20 protein-coding genes and 1 pseudogene are annotated in these 22,199 nt (G+C 69.7%); 12 read left to right on the top strand and 9 right to left on the bottom strand.

Annotation, left to right across the window (positions count from 1 at the left end):
- Nucleotides 1-45: 45 nt before the first annotated feature.
- Both A5764_RS06825 and A5764_RS06820 read left to right on the top strand, forming a co-directional pair.
- Nucleotides 46-768, top strand: a complete 723-nt coding sequence (locus tag A5764_RS06825; RefSeq protein ID WP_067110511.1) for a GAP family protein — start codon at nucleotides 46-48, stop codon at nucleotides 766-768.
- A 927-nt stretch (nucleotides 769-1,695) separates the two neighbouring features.
- The gene (locus tag A5764_RS06820; protein WP_082951543.1) at nucleotides 1,696-2,583 is read left to right on the top strand and encodes a triacylglycerol lipase; all 888 of its coding nucleotides are present in this window, start codon (nucleotides 1,696-1,698) and stop codon (nucleotides 2,581-2,583) included.
- A gap of 115 nt (nucleotides 2,584-2,698) precedes the next feature.
- Here A5764_RS06820 and A5764_RS06815 read toward each other — a convergent pair whose 3' ends face one another.
- Nucleotides 2,699-3,598, bottom strand: coding sequence for an A/G-specific adenine glycosylase (locus A5764_RS06815; protein ID WP_067110506.1), 900 nt, complete (start codon nucleotides 3,596-3,598; stop codon nucleotides 2,699-2,701).
- Between A5764_RS06815 and A5764_RS06810 the strand changes: the two genes are divergently transcribed.
- A complete protein-coding gene (locus A5764_RS06810; protein WP_067110503.1) occupies nucleotides 3,597-4,214 on the top strand; it encodes a carbonic anhydrase in 618 nt (205 codons plus the stop codon). The genes A5764_RS06815 and A5764_RS06810 overlap by 2 nt on opposite strands.
- Nucleotides 4,215-4,294: 80 nt before the next feature.
- Nucleotides 4,295-5,089 (top strand): hypothetical protein, encoded by a 795-nt coding sequence (locus tag A5764_RS06805; RefSeq protein ID WP_156664534.1) that lies wholly within the window; start codon nucleotides 4,295-4,297, stop codon nucleotides 5,087-5,089.
- Between the two features lie 16 nt (nucleotides 5,090-5,105).
- Here the strand turns inward: A5764_RS06805 and disA are convergent, their stop codons facing one another.
- The 3 genes from disA to A5764_RS06790 are packed head-to-tail and all read right to left on the bottom strand — an operon-like array spanning nucleotide 5,106 to nucleotide 8,191.
- Entirely contained in the window at nucleotides 5,106-6,188 is a 1,083-nt protein-coding gene (gene disA, locus A5764_RS06800; RefSeq protein WP_156664533.1) for a DNA integrity scanning diadenylate cyclase DisA, read from the bottom strand.
- 17 nt (nucleotides 6,189-6,205) lie between these two features.
- Nucleotides 6,206-7,621 (bottom strand): DNA repair protein RadA, encoded by a 1,416-nt coding sequence (gene radA, locus A5764_RS06795; protein ID WP_067110500.1) that lies wholly within the window; start codon nucleotides 7,619-7,621, stop codon nucleotides 6,206-6,208.
- A 48-nt stretch (nucleotides 7,622-7,669) separates the two neighbouring features.
- Entirely contained in the window at nucleotides 7,670-8,191 is a 522-nt protein-coding gene (locus A5764_RS06790) for a hypothetical protein (protein WP_067110497.1), read from the bottom strand.
- A 266-nt stretch (nucleotides 8,192-8,457) separates the two neighbouring features.
- Between A5764_RS06790 and carD the strand changes: the two genes are divergently transcribed.
- The 6 genes from carD (at nucleotide 8,458) to A5764_RS06760 (ending at nucleotide 13,560) form a co-directional block, all read left to right on the top strand.
- Nucleotides 8,458-8,946: an RNA polymerase-binding transcription factor CarD gene (carD, locus tag A5764_RS06785; protein WP_067110494.1), complete on the top strand. Its 489-nt coding sequence runs from the start codon at nucleotides 8,458-8,460 to the stop codon at nucleotides 8,944-8,946.
- Nucleotides 8,947-8,962: 16 nt separating this feature from the next.
- Nucleotides 8,963-9,643, top strand: a complete 681-nt coding sequence (gene ispD / locus A5764_RS06780) for a 2-C-methyl-D-erythritol 4-phosphate cytidylyltransferase (protein WP_067110492.1) — start codon at nucleotides 8,963-8,965, stop codon at nucleotides 9,641-9,643.
- Between the two features lie 5 nt (nucleotides 9,644-9,648).
- Nucleotides 9,649-10,128 (top strand): 2-C-methyl-D-erythritol 2,4-cyclodiphosphate synthase, encoded by a 480-nt coding sequence (ispF, locus tag A5764_RS06775; protein WP_156664542.1) that lies wholly within the window; start codon nucleotides 9,649-9,651, stop codon nucleotides 10,126-10,128.
- A gap of 51 nt (nucleotides 10,129-10,179) precedes the next feature.
- Nucleotides 10,180-11,586 carry a cysteine--tRNA ligase gene (cysS, locus tag A5764_RS06770; RefSeq protein ID WP_067110488.1) on the top strand — a complete coding sequence of 469 codons (1,407 nt, stop codon included), beginning with the start codon at nucleotides 10,180-10,182 and terminating at the stop codon, nucleotides 11,584-11,586.
- Nucleotides 11,587-12,516: a 23S rRNA (guanosine(2251)-2'-O)-methyltransferase RlmB gene (gene rlmB / locus A5764_RS06765; RefSeq protein WP_067110486.1), complete on the top strand. Its 930-nt coding sequence runs from the start codon at nucleotides 11,587-11,589 to the stop codon at nucleotides 12,514-12,516. It begins immediately after the preceding gene.
- 78 nt (nucleotides 12,517-12,594) lie between these two features.
- Nucleotides 12,595-13,560: a glycerophosphodiester phosphodiesterase gene (locus A5764_RS06760; protein WP_067110484.1), complete on the top strand. Its 966-nt coding sequence runs from the start codon at nucleotides 12,595-12,597 to the stop codon at nucleotides 13,558-13,560.
- Here the strand turns inward: A5764_RS06760 and A5764_RS06755 are convergent.
- Nucleotides 13,557-14,966 carry an NAD(P)/FAD-dependent oxidoreductase gene (locus A5764_RS06755; RefSeq protein ID WP_067110482.1) on the bottom strand — a complete coding sequence of 470 codons (1,410 nt, stop codon included), beginning with the start codon at nucleotides 14,964-14,966 and terminating at the stop codon, nucleotides 13,557-13,559. The genes A5764_RS06760 and A5764_RS06755 overlap by 4 nt on opposite strands.
- 138 nt (nucleotides 14,967-15,104) lie before the next feature.
- On the opposite strand from A5764_RS06755, the gene A5764_RS06750 reads away from it, so the two are divergent.
- Nucleotides 15,105-17,735, top strand: coding sequence for a LuxR C-terminal-related transcriptional regulator (locus A5764_RS06750; RefSeq protein WP_067110479.1), 2,631 nt, complete (start codon nucleotides 15,105-15,107; stop codon nucleotides 17,733-17,735).
- Nucleotides 17,736-17,876: 141 nt separating this feature from the next.
- Here A5764_RS06750 and A5764_RS06745 read toward each other — a convergent pair whose 3' ends face one another.
- From A5764_RS06745 to A5764_RS29230, 4 genes and pseudogenes are all read right to left on the bottom strand, one after another.
- On the bottom strand, nucleotides 17,877-19,118 hold the full coding sequence (locus A5764_RS06745) for an SLC13 family permease (RefSeq protein ID WP_067110476.1): 1,242 nt from the start codon (nucleotides 19,116-19,118) through the stop codon (nucleotides 17,877-17,879).
- A 13-nt stretch (nucleotides 19,119-19,131) separates the two neighbouring features.
- Nucleotides 19,132-20,052 carry an MBL fold metallo-hydrolase gene (locus A5764_RS06740; protein WP_067110473.1) on the bottom strand — a complete coding sequence of 307 codons (921 nt, stop codon included), beginning with the start codon at nucleotides 20,050-20,052 and terminating at the stop codon, nucleotides 19,132-19,134.
- Nucleotides 20,052-20,810 (bottom strand): LamB/YcsF family protein, encoded by a 759-nt coding sequence (locus A5764_RS06735; RefSeq protein ID WP_067110470.1) that lies wholly within the window; start codon nucleotides 20,808-20,810, stop codon nucleotides 20,052-20,054. Before A5764_RS06735 ends, A5764_RS06740 begins: the two co-directional genes overlap by 1 nt.
- Nucleotides 20,811-20,945: 135 nt before the next feature.
- Nucleotides 20,946-21,044, bottom strand: a pseudogene (locus A5764_RS29230) (sensor domain-containing protein); the annotation flags it as partial.
- Nucleotides 21,045-21,084: 40 nt separating this feature from the next.
- Between A5764_RS29230 and A5764_RS06730 the strand changes: the two are divergent.
- Nucleotides 21,085-22,164, top strand: coding sequence for a LacI family DNA-binding transcriptional regulator (locus tag A5764_RS06730; RefSeq protein WP_067110469.1), 1,080 nt, complete (start codon nucleotides 21,085-21,087; stop codon nucleotides 22,162-22,164).
- Nucleotides 22,165-22,199 lie beyond the last annotated feature (35 nt).

Below are 22,199 nucleotides of genomic sequence, written 5' to 3'. Positions count from 1 at the left end.
ATCATCCAGTAGCACAGCAATATTCGTTATCGGTAGGCGTCGGCTATGTGTAGCGCAGTTCTCCTGCTCGCAGTCGTAGCTGCCATCGACCCGGTCCGAATCGGGATCGCGGCGCTCTTGATCTCGCGGCCACGGCCCATGCGCAACCTGTTTGTGTTCTGGCTCGGCGGCATCACAACGGGCATCGCCGTTGCGGTGGTGGTGCTCCTCATTCTGCGCGGATTTACGCTTTCAGTTATGCGAGTGGTGGTTTCGGTGCTAAGCCGCCCGATTGTTGCGCACGCACAGGTCGCTATCGGTGTGCTCGCGCTGCAGATCGCCGCGCTGATCGGGGCGCACTACTGGGCGCGCCGCCGCACGCCCGTGCCGGTTACGGGTGGTGGCCGCTCCGCCCTGATACTGGAGCCGAATCCACCGAGTGGATCCAGTCGCCTGTCGATCGGAGGTCGGCTTGAACGCGGGTCGCTGGTGGTGGCTTTTGCCGCCGGCATGGCGATGGCGACCCCGCCCGTCGAGTACCTGGGGGCGATCGTCGCCATCCTGGCGTCGGGAGCAGGTGCCGGGGCTCAGGTCGGCGCGGCGCTCGGCTTCACCCTCGTGGCGTTTGCGGTGGCGGAGCTTCCGCTCGTCAGCTATCTCGCAACGCCGGCGAAGACGCAAGCGGTGTTGCTCCGCCTGCATGACTGGATACGCGCGCGCCGCCAGGCCGTCCTCGCCATCATGGTCGGCGTATGCGGCGTCTTAATGGTCGTCGCGGGCGTGGGCTGACGGGTGTTCAGACGTGGCCCGAACAAAGGCACTCTTGGCGCACTGCGCGGTGCTAGAAAGTAACTTGGACTGCGCATGCTGCGAGGGCATCAATTTCTGCGACACGAACCCAACGGGCTGGTCCCTATTTTCCGAGCCCTTCGGAGACACCAGCCTCGTTTGTGCCTGGATGGGACACCAGCACATAGCCGGCGCAGCCCCACAACACCGGGAATGCGGCCAGAAGGCCGTACATTGCTGCCATGACGTCACCTCCTGACGAGTACGAGGGCTTCAGCACCTCGTCGATGCGTCAAACACTCGTCCTCTAGCGCGCAGGTGTCGTCGCCGCTGGCACCCATCGACGGGGCCCACCAGTGGGAATATTCACCTACCCGCCAGTGGGCATCGCGGGGGTGTGGCTGCCTGGGAGAGCCGGTCATCGCGTGTCAACAGCACCAGGACGCCGGCGATGCCGGCCAGGCGCAGACGCGTTGCGCTCACTGCCGGCGCTAGCGGCGGCAAACCGTAGGAGCCGGCTGGCGGCCGTATCGCCGTTCCGGTTTGCTATCCCCGGCCGTAGGGGAGCGACGCTCGACATGTCACTTCCAAACGATGAATCCCATACAGCCGTAACGGGTTCCGTCTAGAGCGGTGCAACACGCATCGTGGCGGCTAGCGGGTGAGCGATACTGCGCCTTCGCGGAGGCGTTGCCGCGCGCGGTATGCCAGACTTTTGCACCCCGAAGCGTGTATGACACCGCGGGTGCGCACAGGCCAGCGAAAACCCCAGCAGCGCAGCCTATCCCGGTCTGCCTTCCGGCTACCAAGTAGTGCGTGGCCCCTGCAATCCCGCATACCGAACTGCGGCTGGCAGTGAAGACTGCCGACCCGCCGAACGGCATTGTCAGTGTGACGCCGATTACACACTGACGAAGGTGGGACACGATGTCATCGCAGCCGACAACCACGCAACCTGCACGTATCCACGGTCGGCAGGGGCGCATGCAGCAGGCGGCGTCCCTGCGTGGGTTTGGTGGCGGCCGCCCGGCGGTTCACACGATGGTGCGTGCCGCGATGGTGCAGGCGCACGAGGCGGCGCTGTTGTTGTCTGTGGCCGCGACCGCGCCGGTACGCCTATTCCGTGGTGACACCGAACCTGCGGACAGCGCGTCGTCGCAAGTGAATCCCCACGTCCCACGCACGCGCCCGGTGCTATTGGTCCACGGGTTCGGGGGTGCGAAGTCGAGCTGGTCGTTGGTCGCACAATCGCTGACCGCTCAAGGATTAACCGTCGCCGCGATGAGCTACGCGCCGGTCGGAAACTCAGTGGAGCAGCTCGCCGACAACCTGGTCGCCGAGGTGCAGAGGACGTTGTCCCGAACGGGTGCGGACAAAGTGCATCTGGTCGGACACAGTCTGGGCGGGGTGATCATCGCGCAGGCCATCCTGGATTCTCGCTTGGCCGGCCGAGTCGATACCGTCGTCACGCTGGGCTCCCCCTTCGGCGGGTCGCCCTGGGCAGGTGCCCTGCCGTTGGTCGAGATCGTCCGGGCGCTGCGGCGCGGGTCGCCACTGTTGCGCCGGCTCGCTGCGACGCCATTGCCGGACGGTGTGCGGTGGCTGTCGGTGACAGCCGCACTCGACATCGTCGTGCCGGGCATGCGGTCCGTACCGTTCCACCCCGAGGTCGAAACCGTCACCATCGATGGCGTCGGCCATCTGGGGATGCTGCTGAGCCGACGGGTCATCGCCTTCATATCCGCCGCACTTCGCGCTCACGACAGTGACACCGCCGCTGAGCCGGCGATGCGGCTGTTGCCGATGGCTTCTTGACATCTGTTACCGGCGAACCGGTTTGAAGCGACTACTCACGTCCAGCCAGGCTCCTGGTGAGCGCGGATATGCAGCATTGGCCGTTCGAATACCGCCGGATCGCCCCGGGCGTCGGCTACTGCTCGCCGGCCAACGCGAACCGGCCGTCGACGGTCCGCGTCACCAGGCCGTCGGCGACCAGCGAAGCCAGTGCCCGGTCACGCTGCTGGGTATCGGTCAGCCACGCCACGTCCAGCTGGGCCCGGGTGACGGGAGAATCGTTGCCGCGCAACACGTCCAGCAGGCATCCGCGCACCTGACGGTCGGTCCCGGCGTAGGTCTGCGCCCGGCGCGCCGGCCCCTCCGCCGGAGGGGAGCCGGCATCCCGCCACGCGCACCGGGTGACCGGGCACAGCCCACATCGGGGAGCCCGCGCGGTGCAGACGATGGCGCCCAACTCCATCAGGGCCACCGAAAACGTCGGCGCCCGTTCGTCATCCGGCAGCAATGCCGAGACGTCGGCGTGGTCGCGAGCTGCCGACGGCGCCCCGGCGTCGGCCAGGCCGTGCACCGCGCGGGCTACCACCCGCCGCACGTTGGTGTCCACCACCGGCACCGGCTGGCGGTAGGCGAAGCAGGCGATCGCCCGCGCGGTGTAGCTGCCAACACCCGGCAACGTGAGCAGGGTGTCGACGTCGGCGGGAACCACGTCGTCGTAGTCGCGGGCGATGACGGTGGCGCACTCGTGCAACCGCTTGGCCCGCCTCGGATAGCCAAGCTTGCCCCAGGCGCGCAGCACGTCGGCCGCGCTGGCCGCGGCGGTGGCCGACGGGGTGGGCCAGCGCCGCACCCAATCCGCCCAGATCGGCAGCACCCGGGCAACCGGCGTCTGCTGCAGCATGAACTCGCTGACCAGGATCTGCCAGGCGCTGACGCCGGCTTCACGCCACGGCAGGTCGCGCCGCGACCGGTCGTACCAGTCGATGAGTTCGTTTGGGCAGACGGTCATGTGCGCGTGCGGCATGATGTGTGCCATGCCCAACGCCACCCCGGTAACCGCATGGAAAGCACTCAAAGAGGGTAACGAGCGATTCGTCGCCGGCAAGCCCGCGCATCCCAACCAAAGCGTCGACCACCGGGCCAGCCTTGCCGCCGGCCAACAGCCGACCGCGGTCATCTTCGGCTGCGCGGACAGCCGGGTGGCCGCCGAACTCCTCTTCGACCAGGGCCTCGGTGACGTGTTCGTCGTTCGCACCGCCGGGCAGGCCATCGATTCCGCCGTGCTCGGATCGATCGAATACGCGGTGACGGTGCTGGGAGTGCCGCTAATCGTCGTCCTCGGCCATGACAGCTGCGGCGCGGTCAAGGCCGCTGTGGGCGCGGTCGACGATGGTGCTATCCCGGGGGGCTTCGTGCGCGACGTGGTGGAGCGGGTCGCTCCGTCGATCCTGCTGGCCCGACGCGACGGCCTGAGCCGAGTGGACGAGTTCGAGGCGCGCCATGTGAGCGAGACGGTGGCACAACTTGTGGCGCGTTCGTCGGCCATCTCGGAGCGGGTTTCCGCGGGCACCGTGGCGCTCGCGGGCGTCACCTATCACCTCGCCGATGGGCGCGCGGCGTTGGTCGACCAAGTCGGCGACATAGGCGAATAGCACGGCGGTCGGCCAGCAAACATCGCGACACGCCGAGCCGGATGTAACAAATCGGCGTGACCTGGGCCTACGGTTTGTTCGTGCTAGATGTGGAACCGCGTGGCCCGCTACCCACCGAGATCTATTGGCGGCGCAGGGGCCTGGCCCTGGGCATCGCGGTTGTCGTCGTCGGGGTCGTGGCCGCAACGATCATCGCCTTCATGGGCCACAGCGCGGGCGCCAAACCCGCCAGCGCGGACAAGCCCAACTCGGCCCCAAGCAAGCCGGGCGCGCCGCCGCCGCAGGCGCCTCCGCCGTCCGGACCGGAAGGCGCCACCCCGATCGCCCCACCGGCGCAGGGCCTAAACCCGGAGTCACCGACGCCCACCGCCGCGGTGCAGCCGCCGCCGGTGCTCAAGGAGGGCGACGACTGCCCCGATTCGACGCTGGCCGTCAAGGGCCTGACCAACGCGCCGCAGTACTTCATCGGTGACCAGCCGAAATTCACCATGGTGGTCACCAACATCGGGCTGGTGTCCTGCAAACGCGATGTCGGAGCCTCGGTGCTGGCCGCCTACGTCTACTCGCTGGACAACAAGCGGCTGTGGTCCAACCTGGACTGCGCGCCGTCCAACGAGACCCTGATCAAGACCTTCACGCCGGGCGAGCAGGTGACGACGGCCGTGACCTGGACGGGCATGGGTTCGGCGCCGCACTGCCCGCTGCCGCGGCCGGCGATCGGTGGGGGCACCTACAACCTCGTCGTGCAGCTGGGCAACCTGCGCTCGCAGCCGGTGCCATTCATCCTGAATCAGCCACCCCCGCCGCCCGGTCCGCTGCCCGGCCAGCCGGCCGTCGCCCCGCCGCCCGAAGCGCCGCCCGCTCCCGCGGGCTAGCCGAACTCAGCCGAACTCAGCCGAGCGGGTCGGTGATCGTCGACTCCGCCAGGTGCGACAACCCCTCGCGCACGTGGCGGGCCCACATCGAGCCGATGCCGTCCACCGATTCCAGGTCGTTGGCGCTGGCCGCCAGCAGGCCCTGCAGCGTCCCGAATTTCCGGACCAGCAGATCGGCGTGGGCGAATTGCAGCCGCGGGATGCCTGCCATCGCGCGGTAGCCGCGCGGGCTCAGCGCCGAATCCTGTGCCTCGGCGGTCGTCGGATACCCGAAAACCTTTGCCAGCGAAGTGAAATCGAGCAGTTCGGTGTCCGAGAGTGCGTCCAGCTCGTCGAGGGTGGCGGTCATCTGCGCCACGGACAGCGGCTCGGGGCTGGCGTGGTAGTCGCGCACGATCAGTTCGCGGGCGAGGTCGTTGCCGCCCAGCAGCTCTTCGAGCTGCAGCCGTAGCTGGCGTCCGTCGGTGCCGAGTTCGACGCAGTCGTAGTCGATCACCAGCCCGATGCGTCGGACCAGCTCGAGCCGCTGCACCACCGTCATCACGTCGCGCAGCGTGACGAAGTCCTCGATCTCGGCGCGCGACAGTTGCCGGCTGACCTCGTCGAGCCTGGTCTTGTAGCGCTCCTGCGTGGCGATGGCCTGGTTGGCGCGCGACAGGATGGTCGCCGAGTCGGCCACCACGTGGCGCTCCCCGGCCACGTAGACGGTGACGATGTTCATCGAGTGGCTGACCGAGATCACCGGATAGCCGGTCTGGATCGCCGCCCGCTCCGCGGAGCGGTGGCGGGTGCCCGATTCGTCGGTCGGTATGGACGGATCGGGCACCAGCTGCACGTTGGCCCGCACGATGCGGCTGCCGTCGGTGGACAGAATGACGGCGCCGTCCATCTTCGCCAGCTCGCGCAGCCGGGTCGGCGCGTACCGGACGTCGAGGGCGAAGCCGCCGTCGCAGATCGCCTCGACGTTCTCGTCGTTGCCCAGCACGATCAACGCGCCCGTACGGCCACGCAGGATGCGTTCCAGGCCGTCCCGCAGGCCGGTGCCCGGTGCCAGGCGGGCGACGGTCTCGCGCAGTGTTGGACGGGTCACAGCGTGCATTCTGCGGCCAGGTCGTGCTACGCGTCCAGCCGCCGCGGCCCGGCGAGGGTGCCGGCGCGGTGGTCGGCGATGTCGATCAGGTGCTCCAGGGCGGCGACGATGGTGGGTGCGGTCAGCGCGCGCATGCCCGCCGGAAGCCCGTCGCACCCGGGCGGGACGAGCGCGATGTTGAATCCCTGACGTGCGGCTTCGGCCAGGCGCCGTTCCATGCCGCTGACCCGCCGCAGGTCGCCCGCCAGCCCCACCTCGCCGATCATCACCGCGGTGGTGGGCAGCGGCAGGTTCGCGTATGCGGAGGCCAGCGCCGTCGCGACGGCCAGATCCGCGGAGGGGTCGGTCAGCCGCATGCCGCCCACGGTCGACAGGTAGATGTCGTTGATGCCGAGGTTCAGCTTGGCGTGCTTGTCCAGCACGGCGGTGATCATCGCGGCCCGGGAGTGGTCGATGCCGCTGACGGCGCGGCGCGGTGAGCCGCCCGACGGCGTCGCGAGCAGCGCCTGGACCTCGCCGATCAATGGTCGCTTCCCGTCCAGCGTCACCGTGATGGCAGTGCCGGCGACCGGCGCCGGCCGCTGATCCAAGAATAGGTGCGACGGGTCGGCGACGTCCTCGATCCCGTTGTCGTGCAACATGAAACAGCCCACCTCGTCGGCCGCACCGAACCGGTTCTTGATGCCGCGGACCATCCGCAGCGTGCCGTTGCGGTCGCCCTCGAAATGCAGCACCACATCGACGAGGTGTTCCAGGGAGCGCGGCCCTGCGATGGCCCCGTCCTTGGTGACGTGGCCGACCAGGATCAGCGCAACGCCGTTGGCCTTCGCCGCCGCGGTCAGCGCCGCGGTCACCGCGCGCACCTGCGTGACGCCGCCGGCGACGCCGTCGGCCTCGGTGGTGGACATGGTCTGCACCGAGTCCACGATGACCAGCGCGGGGCGGACCGTCGCGATGTGCTCGAGGACCGTGTGCACGTCGGATTCTGCCGCCAGGTAGACCTCGTCCCCGGCGCAGTCGGTCCGGTCGGCGCGCAGCCGGATCTGGCCGGCGGACTCCTCACCGGAGACATACAGCGCACGCCGGCCCGTCTGCGCCCAGCGGTGGGCGACCTTGAGCAGCAGGGTCGACTTGCCCACGCCAGGATCGCCCGCTAGGAGGGTGACCGAGCCCGGGACCACGCCGCCGCCGAGCACCCGGTCGAGCTCGCCTATGCCCGTCGAGCGGTGCCGGCTCGCGTTGGGCTCGACGGAACTGATCGGCACGGCCCGGGAGGCCGAAGCGACGGGACGACGGCCATTGCGGTTAAAGCCACCTACCGCCGCGAGCGCCGGCGCTTCCTCGACGGTGCCCCAGGTGCCGCATTCCAGGCAGCGGCCCACCCACTTGGCGGTGACGTGTTGGCACTCGGAGCAGCGGTATTGCGAGCGCGCGTTGGCCACGTCATGACCGTATCCGGACGGTGCGACAACCCCGGTGTGACAGGCCGGTCAGACCGGCTGGGGTCCCAATCCGGCCGTGATCGGGACCTGGACGCTGGCCTGCCCGGCCTTCTGGAAGTTGAAGGTGAAGTTGTAGGTCAGGCCGTTCGAGATGGGCTTGGCCAGGTTGACGGTGGCCTTGACCGCGTTGTTGTTGGAGCCCACGGGGCCCGGTGCCACGTTCGGACCGTCGGGCGTGCCGATGAACAGCATCCCGCCGGCGGGCAGCTTGGCGTCCCCGCTGACCGTCACCGTTCCGATGTCGCTGGTGATCCCCACCAGCCTGTCCTCGGCGTCCGGCGACTGGTTGACGGCCACGGCCACCAGGTTCACGCTCCGGCCCGGTTGCAGGAAGTCGCCCGTTTGGACGGCTTGCATGCGGATGTCGCGCAACGCCACGTTGTTGATGGTGACCCGGTTACCGTTGACGGCCGGTTCCTGGTTGGCCGTCTGCGAGACCTGACCGGCACCGCAACCGCTGAGCAACGCTGCGACCAGGGCGAACAGACCGACGACGGCGAAGCGGTTCACTGCATGCCTCCTGGTTCGACTGTGCAACTATGCACAGTAGTAGGAACGCCTTTCGGGCGGTAGCGCAGGGCGCCAAGCCGGGGCGCAGAGTACCCGCCGGGGTGCGTGCAGGGGTCCCATAACGGCGTTGGTAATGTGTGTCCTTGCACGTCTTGCTCCGCCTGTCAACCCCTAATCTGCGCGTGTCGTGCCCCTGACCTGCAACGTTGTTCCGCACGGCTTGGGTCCACGTGTTAGGATGAAGTAACGAAAGGGGCTCTAATCAGATGATCTTCAAGGTCGGCGACACCGTTGTCTATCCACACCACGGTGCTGCGTTAGTCGAGGCGATCGAAACCCGGACCATCAAAGGGGAACCAAAAGAGTATCTCGTCTTGAAAGTTGCGCAGGGCGACCTGACCGTTCGAGTACCCGCCGACAACGCCGAGTACGTCGGCGTCCGCGACGTCGTCGGGCAGGAAGGCCTCGACAAGGTCTTCCAGGTGCTGCGTGCTCCGCACACCGAAGAGCCGACGAACTGGTCCCGCCGCTACAAGGCGAATCTGGAAAAGCTGGCCTCCGGCGATGTCAACAAGGTGGCCGAGGTGGTGCGCGACCTGTGGCGCCGCGACCAGGAACGCGGCCTGTCCGCCGGCGAGAAGCGCATGCTGGCCAAGGCCCGCCAGATTCTGGTCGGTGAGCTGGCCCTGGCCGAGAGCACCGACGACGCCAAGGCGGAGACCATCCTGGACGAGGTCCTGGCCGCCGCTTCCTGAAGGCCCTGACGCTTCGGTGGTCGGGGAAACCTCTGGCGCGGTAGCCGCGGTGGTTCCGGCCGCGGGGTCGGGGGAGCGGTTGGCCGCCGGCATTCCGAAGGCATTCTGTGAACTCGACGGGCGCACTCTGCTGGAGTGCGCCGTATCCGGGCTGCTCGAATCGGGCGTTGTCGACCATGTCGTGGTGGCGGTCCCCGCCGATCGCATCGACGTGGCAAAGCGCGCCCTGGGTGACCGGGCGACCGTCGTCGCCGGCGGGCCCGACCGGACCGAATCGGTGAGCCTGGCCCTGGCCGCCCTCGCCGGGAGCCCCGACTTCGTGCTGGTGCACGACGCCGCGCGGGCGCTGACGCCGCCGGGGCTGATCGTGCGTGTGGTCGGCGCGCTGCGGGGCGGTCGCGCCGCCGTGGTGCCCGCGCTGCCGCTGTCTGACACCATCAAGGCCGTGGATGCCAACGGGGTGGTCCTGGGCACGCCGGAGCGGGCCGGCCTGCGGGCGGTGCAGACCCCGCAAGGCTTCGCCACCGACTTGCTGTTGCGGGCCTACCAGCGGGCCGGCGTCACCGGCTTCACCGACGACGCGTCGCTCGTCGAGCAACTCGGCGGCCAGGTGCACGTGGTCGACGGCGACCCGCTCGCGTTCAAGATCACCACCCGGCTCGACCTGCTGCTGGCCCAAGCGATCGTCCGCCGGTGAGCGAGCTGCTCCCCCTTCCAAGGGTCGGATTGGGCACCGACGTGCACCCGATCCAACCGGGCCGACCCTGCTGGCTGGTGGGCCTGCTTTTTGACGACGCCGACGGCTGTGCCGGTCACTCCGACGGCGACGTGGGGGCTCACGCCCTGTGCGACGCGCTGTTGTCGGCCGCCGGCCTGGGCGATATCGGCGGCGTGTTCGGGGTCGACGACCCGCAGTGGGAAGGCGTCAGCGGCGCCGACATGCTGCACCACGTCGTCGAACTGGTCGCCGGGCACGGCTATCGGGTCGGCAATGCCGCCGTGCAGGTGATCGGCAACCGGCCTAAGGTCGGGCCGCGGCGCGCCGAGGCGCAGCAGGTGTTGTCCGGTCTGCTGCGGGCGCCGGTATCGGTGTCGGCGACGACCACCGACGGGCTGGGCCTGACCGGGCGCGGCGAGGGGGTGGCCGCCATCGCGACGGCGCTGGTGGTGCCGACCGGATAACCCGGCTCGCGGTCGCAGGTTGCCGCAATTGGGCAGGTAAGCTGGCACGTCGTGACCGATCGCGCCCGCCTGCGGCTACACGACACGGCAGCCGGTGCCGTGCGTGATTTCGTTCCGCTGCGCGACGGGCACGTCTCGATCTACCTCTGTGGCGCCACCGTCCAGGGCCAGCCGCACATCGGGCACGTCCGCAGCGGGGTGGCCTTCGACATCCTGCGCCGCTGGCTGATCGCGCGCGGCTACGACGTCGCGTTCATCCGCAACGTCACAGACATCGACGACAAGATCCTCAACAAGGCCGCCGCGGCGGGCCGGCCGTGGTGGGAGTGGGCGGCCACCTACGAGCGCGCGTTTTCCGCCGCCTACGATGCGCTGGACGTGCTGCCGCCGTCCGCCGAGCCGCGCGCCACCGGGCACATCACCCAGATGGTCGAACTGATGGAGCGCCTGATCGAAACCGACCACGCCTACGCGGCGGGCGGCGACGTCTACTTCGACGTGCTCAGCTACCCCGAATACGGCCAGCTGTCCGGCCACAAGATCGACGACGTCCATCAGGGCGAGGGCGCGGCCACCTGCAAGCGCGACCAGCGCGACTTCACGCTGTGGAAGGGCGCCAAGCCCGGCGAGCCGTCCTGGCCCACGCCCTGGGGCCGCGGACGCCCGGGCTGGCACCTGGAATGCTCGGCGATGGCCCGTACCTACCTCGGGCCGGAATTCGACATCCATTGTGGTGGAATGGATTTAGTGTTTCCGCACCACGAGAACGAGATCGCCCAGAGCCGCGCCGCCGGAGACGGCTTCGCCCGCTACTGGCTGCACAACGGCTGGGTGACCATGGGCGGGGAGAAGATGAGCAAGTCGCTGGGCAACGTGCTCGCCATCCCCGCGATGCTGCAGCGGGTGCGGCCGGCCGAGCTGCGCTACTACCTGGGCAGCGCGCACTACCGGTCGATGCTGGAATTCTCCGAAACCGCGCTGCAGGACGCGGTCAAAGCCTATGTCGGCGTTGAGGAATTCTTGCACCGGGTGCGCAGCCGCATCGGTGGCGTCGAGCCTGGCGAGTGGACGCAGAAGTTCGCCGAGGCGCTCGACGACGACCTGGGGGTGCCGATCGCGCTGGCCGAGGTGCACCATGCGCGCGCCGAGGGGAACCGGGCGCTCGACGCCGGCGACCACGAGGCCGCGCTACAGCACGCCGGCGCGATCCGCGCGATGATGGGCATCCTGGGCTGCGACCCCCTCGACGAGCGCTGGGAATCCCGCGACGAGACGTCGGCCGCCCTGGCCGCCGTCGACGTGCTGGTGCAGGCGGAGCTGGAAAGCCGGGAAAAGGCGCGGCAGCAACGCAATTGGGCGCTCGCCGACGAGATCCGCGATCGGCTGAAAAACGCCGGCATCGAGGTCACCGACACCGCCGACGGGCCGCAGTGGACGTTGGGCGGTGACGGCAAGTAGATGGCCGGCAACTCGCGGCGCCGCGGGGCGGTACGAAAGTCCGGCACCAAGAAAGGCCCCACCGTCGGCTCGGGCGGTCAGCGGCGCCGCCTGCTGGAGGGACGCGGGCCCACCCCGCCGGCGCACCTACGCCCCAACCACCCCGCAGCCAAGCGGGCCCAATCCCCGTCGCGGCGGCCCGCCAAGCGCACCGACGAGGCCGAAACGGTGCTCGGCCGCAATCCCGTGCTGGAGTGCCTGCGCGCCGGCGTACCGGCGACCGCTCTCTACGTCGCCCTGGGCACCGAAGCGGACGAGCGGCTCACCGAATCCGTGGCCCGCGCGGCCGATTCGGGCATCGCGATCCTGGAGGTACCGCGCACCGACCTGGATCGGATGACCGCCAACCACCTGCACCAGGGCATCGCGCTACAGGTGCCGCCCTACAACTACGCCCATCCCGACGACCTGCTCGCGGCCGCCAATCAAACGCCGCCGGCCTTGTTGGTCGCGCTGGACAACATCTCCGATCCGCGCAACCTCGGCGCCATCGTTCGTTCGGTCGCCGCCTTCGGCGGCCACGGCGTGCTGATCCCGCAGCGCCGTTCGGCCTCGGTGACGGCGGTGGCCTGGCGCACCAGCGCCGGGGCGGCGGCCCGCGTCCCGGTGTCGCGGACCCCCAATCTTACCCGCGCGCTTCAGAATTGGGCGGACGGCGGGCTGCGGGTGATCGGATTGGACGCCGGCGGTGACACCACGCTCGACGACCTGGACGGCACCGACCCGCTGGTGTTGGTCGTCGGCTCGGAAGGCAAGGGGCTGTCGCGGCTGGTGCGGCAGAACTGCGACGAGGTGGTGTCCATCCCGATGGCCGGTGACACCGAATCGCTGAACGCCTCGGTGGCCGCCGGCGTGGTCCTCGCCGAAATCGCCCGCCAGCGCAGGCATTAGGTGACTACTTTCGCCGAGCAGACGCAAAAACCCCCGACACGCCGGAGTTTCGGGGGCTTTTACGTCTGCTCGCGGAGTTTGGCCGCCCTGCTGGCGTTCGCGCTGGCGCTGGCGGGGCTGCTTGCGCCGCCGGCGTCTGCGCAACCGTCCGAGTTCGACTTGCAGGCCCATCGCGGCGGGCGCGGCGAGACCACCGAGGAATCGCTGCGCGCGTTCGCCAAGTCGCTCGAACTCGGGGTCAGCACACTCGAACTCGACATCGGCATCACCAAGGACGGCCAGCCGCTGGTGTGGCACGACCCCACCATCGATGCCGAGAAGTGCGCTGACACCGGGCCGGCTTCCGCTGGGGACCCGGCCTACCCCTACGTCGGGAAGCTGGTGCACGAGCTCACCCTGGTGCAGATCGAGACGCTGGACTGCGGCCGCCGGCTCGCCGAGTTCCCGCATGCGGAAGCGGTGCGGGACAACAAGATAGCCACCCTGCCGCAGGTGTTTGCGCTCGCCGACGCATATGGTGCCTCAGTCCGCTACAACATCGAAACCAAGGTCGAGGCCGACCATCCGGGCGCGTCGGCCGAACCGCAGGAATTCGTCGACGTGATCCTGGCCGCGATCAGGTCGGCGGGCAAGGTCGAGCGCGTGGAGATTCAGAGCTTCGACTGGCGAACCCTGCCGATGGTGCACCGGGCCGAGCCGTCAATTCCGTTGGTGGCGCTGTACAACGAGGAGACCTGGGCACCGGATTCGCCGTGGCTGAACGGCGTCGACGCCACCGTCGTCGGCGACCCGATGATCGGGGCGCTGATGGTGGGCGCCAACATGGTCTCGCCGCGGTACCAGTTGGTCACCGGCAGGCCATCCGTCGATCACGCGCATTCGTTGGGGCTCAAGGTGATTCCATGGACCGTCAACGACGCCGACGCAATGCGGCAGCAGATCGGCTACGGCGTCGACGGCATCATCACCGACTTTCCGACACTGCTGCGGCGGGTGTTGGCCGAGCTCGGCATGCCGCTGCCGCCGGCCTACCACCGGGGTTAGCTCGGCACGCTTTCGGCGAGGACACCGGCCGCCGCGTCCTGCCCTTCGATGCGATCGAGGCGTCGGCGACGGATGGCGCGGACGACGCGCCACACCACCTCCGGGCGCAGCAGCCGTGTCGCGGGGTCGAGCAGCGAGGTCACTCTGGCGAACCGATCGACGATCACCGGGTCGGATTCCGCGGCGGTCAAAACACGCTCGAAGTAACCGTTGAACAGCCGCGCCAGCAACGGTGGAGTGCCCTCGATTTCGGGCAGGGCAAGATCGGGCACGGCGGACAATTGCCAGGCCTGGCGGATCGGCGCCGCCGCCGCGCGGAAGAATCGCCGCGCCAAATCCTCTGTGCTGCATGATAAACAGTCGCGCAGGGCCAACGCCTCGAGCGCGGCCACCGTCATGCCCTGCCCGTAGATCGGGTTGAAGCTGCAGACCGCGTCGCCGGTGACGAGCAGGCCCTCGGGGAAGCGCCGCATCTTGTCGTAGCGGCGCCAGCGACTGCACGGCATCTTGTGCCGCACCGGGTCGTCGACGGGTTCGGCGCCCCGCACCGCGGCGATCAGGTGGGCGGGTGTCCAGTCCTGCACGGATTCGCACATGCCCGCGAGGTCGCCGGGCGGCTCGTAACCGGCCACGCCGATCACGGTGAACAGCCACGTGTCGTCCTCGCAGTGGAGCAGGCCGACCCCTCTCGGCCTGCCCGGCACGATCCCGACGAGGAACCCATCTTCGTGTGGCGCGCCCGTCGCCATGTGCAGCCGCTGGCTCACGTAGGTCAAATGCACCGTGACCCGGTCCTCCGGCGGCCGGTCGTACCCGGCGCCTTCCAACCACGTCGGGGTGTGGGCGGCGCGCCCGGTGGCATCGACCACCAGATCAGCGTTGAGCGTGCTTCCTTCGCCGGTGCGACGGTCGACCACCCGGGCGCCCGTGACGCGGTGGTGGTCGGGCGTCCAGGTCAGCGACGCGATGTTGTGCTCGTCGAGCAGCGTGACATTGGGAATGTCGCGCACTCGCCGGCGGACGTGACCCTCCAGGAAGGGCCGAGTCGCGCAGTAGGCGGTGAACGAGGTGGCGCTGCCGCTGCGCGCCATCAGGTGCCCGCCCAGGCTGTAGTAGAGCCGCGACAGATCCTGGCCGTCGACGTATTGCGCACCGTCGTGCACCAGCTCGTCGAGGATGCCGGGGAACAGCTCCTCGATCGCCTGGGCGCCGCGGGCCAGCAGGGCGTGAAGGTGCCGGCCCTGTGGCACGCCCCGGCGACCGGCCGTGGTGTCGGGCAGTGGGTCGCGATCCACCACCGTTACCGCGTCGAAGAAGTCGGCGAGCGACCGCGCGGCGAGCAGACCGGCCATGCTCGCTCCCAACACCACCGCGTGACTGCCGATCGATGCCCTGCCGTCGCCCATGTCCCACCGCCTTCACCCAGCCGTTAGCTGACGAAGGCCATGCTCACAGCGAACCGTAGGCGCCGATAGCGTAGTCAGCTACGCAATTCGTGCCGATAAATTTGCCCACCTAAGCGGATGCAAAGTTATAGTCGCCGAGTGATCAGCGCTAAACCGCTGGCGGGGCGTGATAGCGAACTGCGGTTCATTCGCCGCGCCCTGAGCGGGGCGGGCAACCACTCCGGCGTGGTGATCGCCGGAGCTGCTGGCGTAGGCAAGACCTGGCTGGCCCGCGAAACGCTGCGGTGCGCCGAGGCCTCCGGCGAGCGCACACAGTGGATCGTCGGCACCGAATCGGCGCGTGCGTTGCCCCTGGGTGCGTTCATCGGGTTGCTGGGCCAGGCCATGTCGGATCCCCTCACCAACGTGCGACGCGTGATCAATTCTTTTGTGGCGCAACAGCATCGGGGCCGCGTCGTGGTGGGGGTCGATGACGCGCACCTGCTGGACGGATTGTCCGGCCTCGTCATTCACGAGCTGGCGCAATCGGGCGGGGCGCGGCTGGTGGTCACCGTGCGCACCGGCGCCGAAGAGCCCGATGCGGTGACAGCCTTGTGGAAGGACGGGTTGCTGGTTCGCCTGGATCTCGAACCGCTTTCGGTCGCGGCCACCCGCGAGGTGATCGAGAGCGCGCTGGGCGGCCCGGTCGACGCGCGCAGCGCGGCCCGGTTCCGGAAGCTGACCGGCGGAAACACGCTGTTCCTCCGGCAGTTGCTTTCCGACCAGGTGGCGGCCAGGCGGATGCGGGAATCGGCCGGGGTGTGGATGTGGGACGGCGACGTCGCAGTATCGGCGAGCCTGTCCGACACGGTGGGGCGCCGGCTGGGTCGGCTGAGCCCACGGCTGGCGCTGGTGGTCGACACGCTGTCGCAGTGCGAGCCGCTGGCCGTCGACGTACTGTGCGATTTGGTGCCCCGCCGCGACCTGGCAGTCGCCGAGACGATGGGCCTGGTCAGCGTTGAGCGCACCGTCGGCGGGCTGATGGCCCGGCTGGCGCACCCGCTCTTCGGCGAGCTGCGCCGCGCGACCGCCGGCGAGATGTATCTGTCGGCGATCCGGGGCAAGCTCGCGACGCGGCTGGCGAAGACCGGCGACGCCGATATGCAGGCAACCGTGCGCCGGGCCCTGCTCAGCCTGGAGTCGGACCTGGACCCCCAGCCCGAGCTGTATCTGGAATCGGCGCGGCACGCGATGACGCTGCTGGATCTGGATTTGGCCGACCGGTTCGCCACCGCCGCCGCGCAGGCCGGGGCGCCCGGGGCCGCCGAGGTGCGGGCGATGAACCTGTGGCTGCTGGGACGCGGCGAGGAGGCCGAGACGGCGCTGCGTGAGCTGGCCGATAACGACTCGCCCGAAGGCCATTACTGGTCGACGGTGCGGGCGGCCAACCTGATCTGGATGCTCGGCAAGCCCGCGGACGCGGCGGTGATACTGGACCGGCTTGCCCACCCAGATTCAAAGGCACCCGAGACCGCGGCGCAGGTGGCGGAGCGGCAGGCGGTGCAGGCGTGCCTGGACGCGGTGTCGGCGCGCTGCGAGTTGGCGGCCGAAAGGGCCAGGGCCGCGCTGGATTTCCCGGCGCTCTCGGACTTTCACGCGATGATGGCCTCGCTTGCGCTGATCATGGCGATGGGGGCGCTGGGTAGCGTCGACGGGCTCCCGACCGTTGCCGAGCTGGCGCTGCGACGCGCCACCACGTCGTTTCAGGCGTCACATATGCGTTTCTGGTTCGGCGCCGTGTACGGCCGCGCCTGCCGGTTGACCGGGCGCCTCGAGGAACTCGTCAGCACCGCAAGGCAGGTGGCCGACTCTGCCCGCGACATTCCCGGCCTGGCCTACGCCAACCTGGCCTTCTTGCTGGGGCACGCCGACCTGGCCCGCGGCGCCGTCGGCGACGCGGCCCGGCTGTTGCACGAAGCGCTGGCCGGTGTGCAACGGCACGCCATCACGACGGGTTTGCAGCCGGCGAGCTATTTCGCGTTGGCCGAGGCACACGCAAAACTCGGACAACCCGCCGAAGCCAACGACGCCGTGGCCAACGCACGCTCGTGTGTGTCGCCCGGGTTTCTGTTCATGCATACCGCCATGTCGCTGTCCAGCGGGTGGGCCATGGCGGCCAGCGGCCGCTTGAACGAGGCCGTGGCGACCGCGCAGGAGGCGGCACGGCTTGCCCGCGACCGAGGCCAGCCCACCCACGAGCTGGCCTGCATACAGGCCGCGGCGCAGTGGGGCGACGCGTCGGGGGCGCCGCGGGCCCGGGAACTGGCCGCGGCTTTATCGCTGCCGCTGGCCGATGCCGTTGCGTCGCATGCCGAGGCGCTGCTGGCCGGAAAGGGCGAAGGACTGCTGGCGGCCTCGGCCGCGTACCGGCGGATCGGTGATCGGGCTACGGCCGCGGACGCTGCGGCGCAGGCCTCGGTCGCGTTCGACGAAAGCCAACAACACAAGCGCGGGCTCTATGCGGCGGCGTTGGCTCGCGAATTGGCCGACGAATGCGGGGGTTTACACACGCCGGCGCTGCGCACTCCGGCCGGTGTGAAGCTGTCGGGTCGCCAGCGTGACGTAATCGAGCTCGTGGTGGCCGGCCTGTCCAACCGCCAGATCGCCGACCAGCTGGTGATGTCGGTGCGCACGGTGGAGGGCCACGTATACCGCGCCTGCCAGCGGGTAGGAGCCCAATCCCGCGAGGAGCTGGCTTCGATCATGCGATGCCGACGCGGCGGCGACTGATCAGGCCAGCGGCGGGTCGCCGCCATCGGGCCAGCGGCGATCGCGAGTGCGGCGGAGCCGGGTGAAGCGGGTCGCCGCCATCGGGCCGGCGGCGATCGCGAGTGCGGCGGAGCCGGGTGAAGCGGGTCGCCGCCATCGGAATTAGACGCCCAGCAGCCGCGCCGACGCCCACAGCGCCAGCACCGCCAGCACCAGCGCGGGGGGCACGGTGCTCAGGCCCAGGCGGGTGTATTCGCCCACCCCGGCGTCGACATCGTGGCGGCGCAACACCCGCCGCCACAACAGGTTCGACAGCGAACCCACGTAGGTCAGGTTCGGGCCGATGTTGACCCCGATCAGCACGGCCAGGATCGCCACCGGGCCGCCCGGCGACACCAGCGGCAGCAGGACCAGCGTGGCGGGCAGGTTGTTGACGACGTTGGCCAGCACGGCGGCGATCACGGCGATCGCCAGCAAGGCGGGTAGCCCCGAACCCGACGGCAGCACCGACGACATCGCCCGGTCCATGCCGTTGAGCATCACCGCCTGCACCACGATGCCCAGCGCCAGCACGAACACCAGGAAAGACACGTGCACCGACCGCGCGATGTCGGCGACCGTGGTGTGCCGGCGGCTCAGGCTGCGCACCGCGAGCACCGAGGCGCCGACCACGGCCACCCAGGCCGGGGCCACCCCCACCGACTCGCCGACCGCGAACCCGGCGAGCGTCAGCCCGACCACCACCAACACGAACACCGGAGGCCTCGCCGCCGGCCCGAGTTCTTCGGGGTCGGGCTGCGTGCGCAGGTCCCGGGCAAAAAACCACCGGAACACCAGGTAGAGCGTGGCGACGGTGCACAGCCAGGGCACCGCCATCACCAGGGTGAACTTCGTGAACGAGAGCTTGGCCAGGTGAAAGGCCAGCAGGTTGGTCAAATTGGACACCGGCAGCAGCAGCGAGGCGCCGTTGGCCAGGTGAGCGGTGGCGTAGGCGTAGGGCCGCACCGGGGTCCGCAGCCGGCGCACCCCGGCCAGCACCACCGGCGTCAGCAACACCACCGCGGCGTCGAGGCTGAGCACGGCGGTGATGAGTGAGGAGACGGTGAACACCCGCAGCAACAGGCCGCCCGAGCCGACGCGACCCCGCGCGATCGCCGCGCCTGCCGCCTCGAACAGGCCCTCGTCGTCGCACAGCTTGGCCAGCACCAGCACGGCACCCAGGAAGGCGACCACCTCCCACAGTCCGGCGACCTCGTCGGCCGCCTGCCGCAGCGAGATCGCGCCGACCCCGATCAGGATGCCGGCCGCCGGAACCGCCGCCACCGCCTCCGGCAAGCCGCGCGGACGGGCGACGGCGAACACGAGCACGGCAGCAAGCAGCAACAGCGCAGCGGTCAGTCCCAACGTCGAAACCGCTTCACATCCAGGGATCTTCGCGCCGCCACACCGTCGGCATGTGCAGTGCGACACCGTCGCGTTCGGCCAGCTCGTCGAGCGCGCGGATGGACACGTCGAGGTCGTCGCCCGCGTACGGCAAGGCCCGCAACGGTTTTGACAACGGGCGGAAGAAGTCGTCCCAGTGGATGAGGATCACCCGGCGCGCGCCCACCGCGCGCACCGTCTGGTCCCAATAGTCGAGCAGATACGGCCGCGGCCGCAGCCCCAACTGTCCGACGCTGAGGTACACGGCGTCGGCGCGGTGGCCGGCCAGCGCGCCCTTGACGAAGCCGGCGCTGCCTTGGATCAGCAGCCGCCGGTCCGAGGACCGGTGATGCACGAGCGTCGACCACGCCTCACCGCAGCGGTAGGCCGACGCCCTCACCGGCGGCCGCAGGGGCGCCTCGATCGCACCCGGGAACCGGTCGGGCGGGCAATGGTGTGACTCCACCAGCGTTACGTCGTAGGCGCCCAACCGGATTGGCTGGCCTGAGGTGGCGACGACGATGCGGTCCTCGGGCAGCCCGTAGCCGCGCCCGACGTTGGCCGCCGACCGGCCCCCGACCAATCGGGCGCCGGTGCGGTCGGCGACCAAGGCGGAGTCCAGCACGTGGTCGATGTGGGTGTGCACCGGGACGACGGCTTCCAGGCGCGACGCCTTCGCGCGGGCCAGGCAGCCGTCCACGCGCGCCGGCGACGGTGAGACTTTGCCGGCCGCCACCAGCGCCAGGCCGGGGCGCGAGAAGTACCCGTCGGTCATCAGCGCCGACGAGCCGTCGTCGAGCAGCAGCGTCGCCACCCCCATCCAGGTCACCGAAAGCGGCGCGTCGGGTCCGGCGGCGGGCACGTCGAACCGGTCCGAATAGCGCGCCAGGTCCGGCCGGCCGAGCTTGAGTCGCATCAGCAGAACGACCTCAGGTCGATGCCGGCGGCCTTCAGCCGATCGCGCACCGCGGTCGCGATCTGCACCGCGCCGGGCGAATCGCCGTGCACGCAAACCGATTCCACGCTGACGGCGATCTCGGTGCCGTCGATCGCGGTGACCCGGCCCGAACTCGCCATCGTCACCACACGGTCGGCGATCGCCGCCGGGTCGTCGAGCACCGCGCCCGGCTCGCGACGCGAAACCAGCTGGCCGTCGGGCAGGTAGGCGCGATCGGCGAACGCCTCGGCCACCCGGCGCAGGCCTCGCCGGCCGGCCTCGTCGAAGAACGCCGAGCCCGCCATGCCCAGCACCGGAAGCGCGGGGTCCACCAATCGCACCGCCTCGGCGACCGCCGCGGCTTGCGAGCGGTTGGTGACGATCGTGTTGTACAGCGCACCATGGGGTTTGACGTAACACACCGCCGAGCCGGACGCCCGCGCGATGGCCTGTAGGGCGCCGATCTGGTACACCACGTCGGCGATGAGGTCCTCGGCCGCGACGTCGATGAAGCGCCTGCCGAACCCGGCCAGGTCGCGGTAGCTCACCTGCGCCCCGATGCGCACGCCACGCTCGGCGGCCGACCGGCATACCCGCAACAGCCCGGTGGGATCGCCGGCGTGGAAGCCGCAGGCGACGTTGGCGCTGCTGACGATCCCGAGCATGGCGTCGTCATCGCCGAGGCGCCAGACGCCGAAGCTTTCCCCCAAGTCGGCGTTGAGGTCGATGACGGCCACCCGCCTAGCTTATTGCGGCGGTGTCCCGTCGCATCGCCTACTGCCCGGCCACCTTGGCCGCGATCTGTTCGACGAACCGGCTTGGGTGGACGCACGTCACGATGTCGATGGCGACGTTGTTCCGAACGGTCAACGCACGCTGTCGTCCAGCCGCTGGCCGCGCATGGCGATCCACCCGGTGCTGGCATAGACCTGTCCCGGGGCCGGCCCGTCGACCGCCAGGCGGTTCGTGTCGCGTAGGCCCGATGGGCGATCCGCTGTAGCGTCACCGAACGTGAGTCCCACACCGCGCCGGCGTGCGACTCTGGCGTCATTGGCCGACGAGTTGAAGGTTTCGCGCACGACGATCTCGAATGCCTTCAACCGGCCGGATCAGCTCTCCGCCGACCTCCGCGAACGGGTGCTCGCCACGGCGAAGCGGCTGGGGTACGCCGGACCGGACCCGGTGGCGCGCTCGTTGCGCACCCGCAAGGCCGGTGCGGTCGGTTTGGTGATGGCCGAACCGCTGACCTATTTCTTCAGCGACCCGGCGGCGCGGGATTTCGTTGCCGGGGTGGCGCAATCGTGCGAAGAGCTGGGCCAGGGGCTGCTCCTGGTAGCGGTCGGCGCCAGCCGCAGCCTCGACGACGGGACGGCCGCCGTGCTGGGCGCCGGTGTGGATGGCTTCCTGGTGTATTCGGTCTGCGACGAAGATCCCTACCTTCAGGTGGTGCTGCAGCGGCGGTTGCCCGTGGTGGTCGTCGACCAGCCGAAGGGCCTGTCGGGGGTGTCGCGGGTCGGTATCGACGACCGGGCGGCGATGCGCGAGCTGGCCGACTACGTCCTCGGGCTGGGGCACCGCGAGATCGGGTTGCTGACCATGCGGTTGGGTCGGGACCGCCGGCAGGGCCTGGTGGACGCCGACCGGTTGCAATCGCCGGCCTTCGACGTGCAGCGCGAACGGATGATCGGCGTGTGGGAGGCGATGGCGCGCGCCGGCGCCGACCCGGATTCGTTGACCGTGGTGGAAAGCTACGAGCACCTACCGGAATCGGGCGGGGCCGCCGCCAAGGTGGCGCTGGAGGCCAACCCCCGGATCACCGCACTGATGTGCACCGCCGATATCCTGGCGCTCTCTGCCATGGATTACCTTCGCGCCCATGGCATTTACGTGCCGGGCCAGATGAGCGTCACCGGGTTCGACGGCGTGCCCGAGGCGATCAGCCGCGGGCTGACGACGGTGGCGCAGCCGAGCCTGCGCAAGGGCCACCGCGCCGGCGAACTGCTGCTCAAGCCGCCCCGGTCGGGCCTGCCGGTCGTCGAACTCCTTGATACCGAGCTGATCCGCGGCCGAACCGCCGGCGCGCCGGCCTAGCCTTCTGGCGGCGATCGCCGCTAGCCTTCTGGCGG

Source organism: Mycobacterium sp. 852002-51057_SCH5723018 (genome assembly GCF_001667035.1).
Taxonomy (GTDB): Bacteria; Actinomycetota; Actinomycetes; order Mycobacteriales; family Mycobacteriaceae; genus Mycobacterium.
The sequence above is the reverse complement of the archived record's forward strand: the minus strand, read 5'-3'. Positions and strand labels throughout refer to the sequence as shown.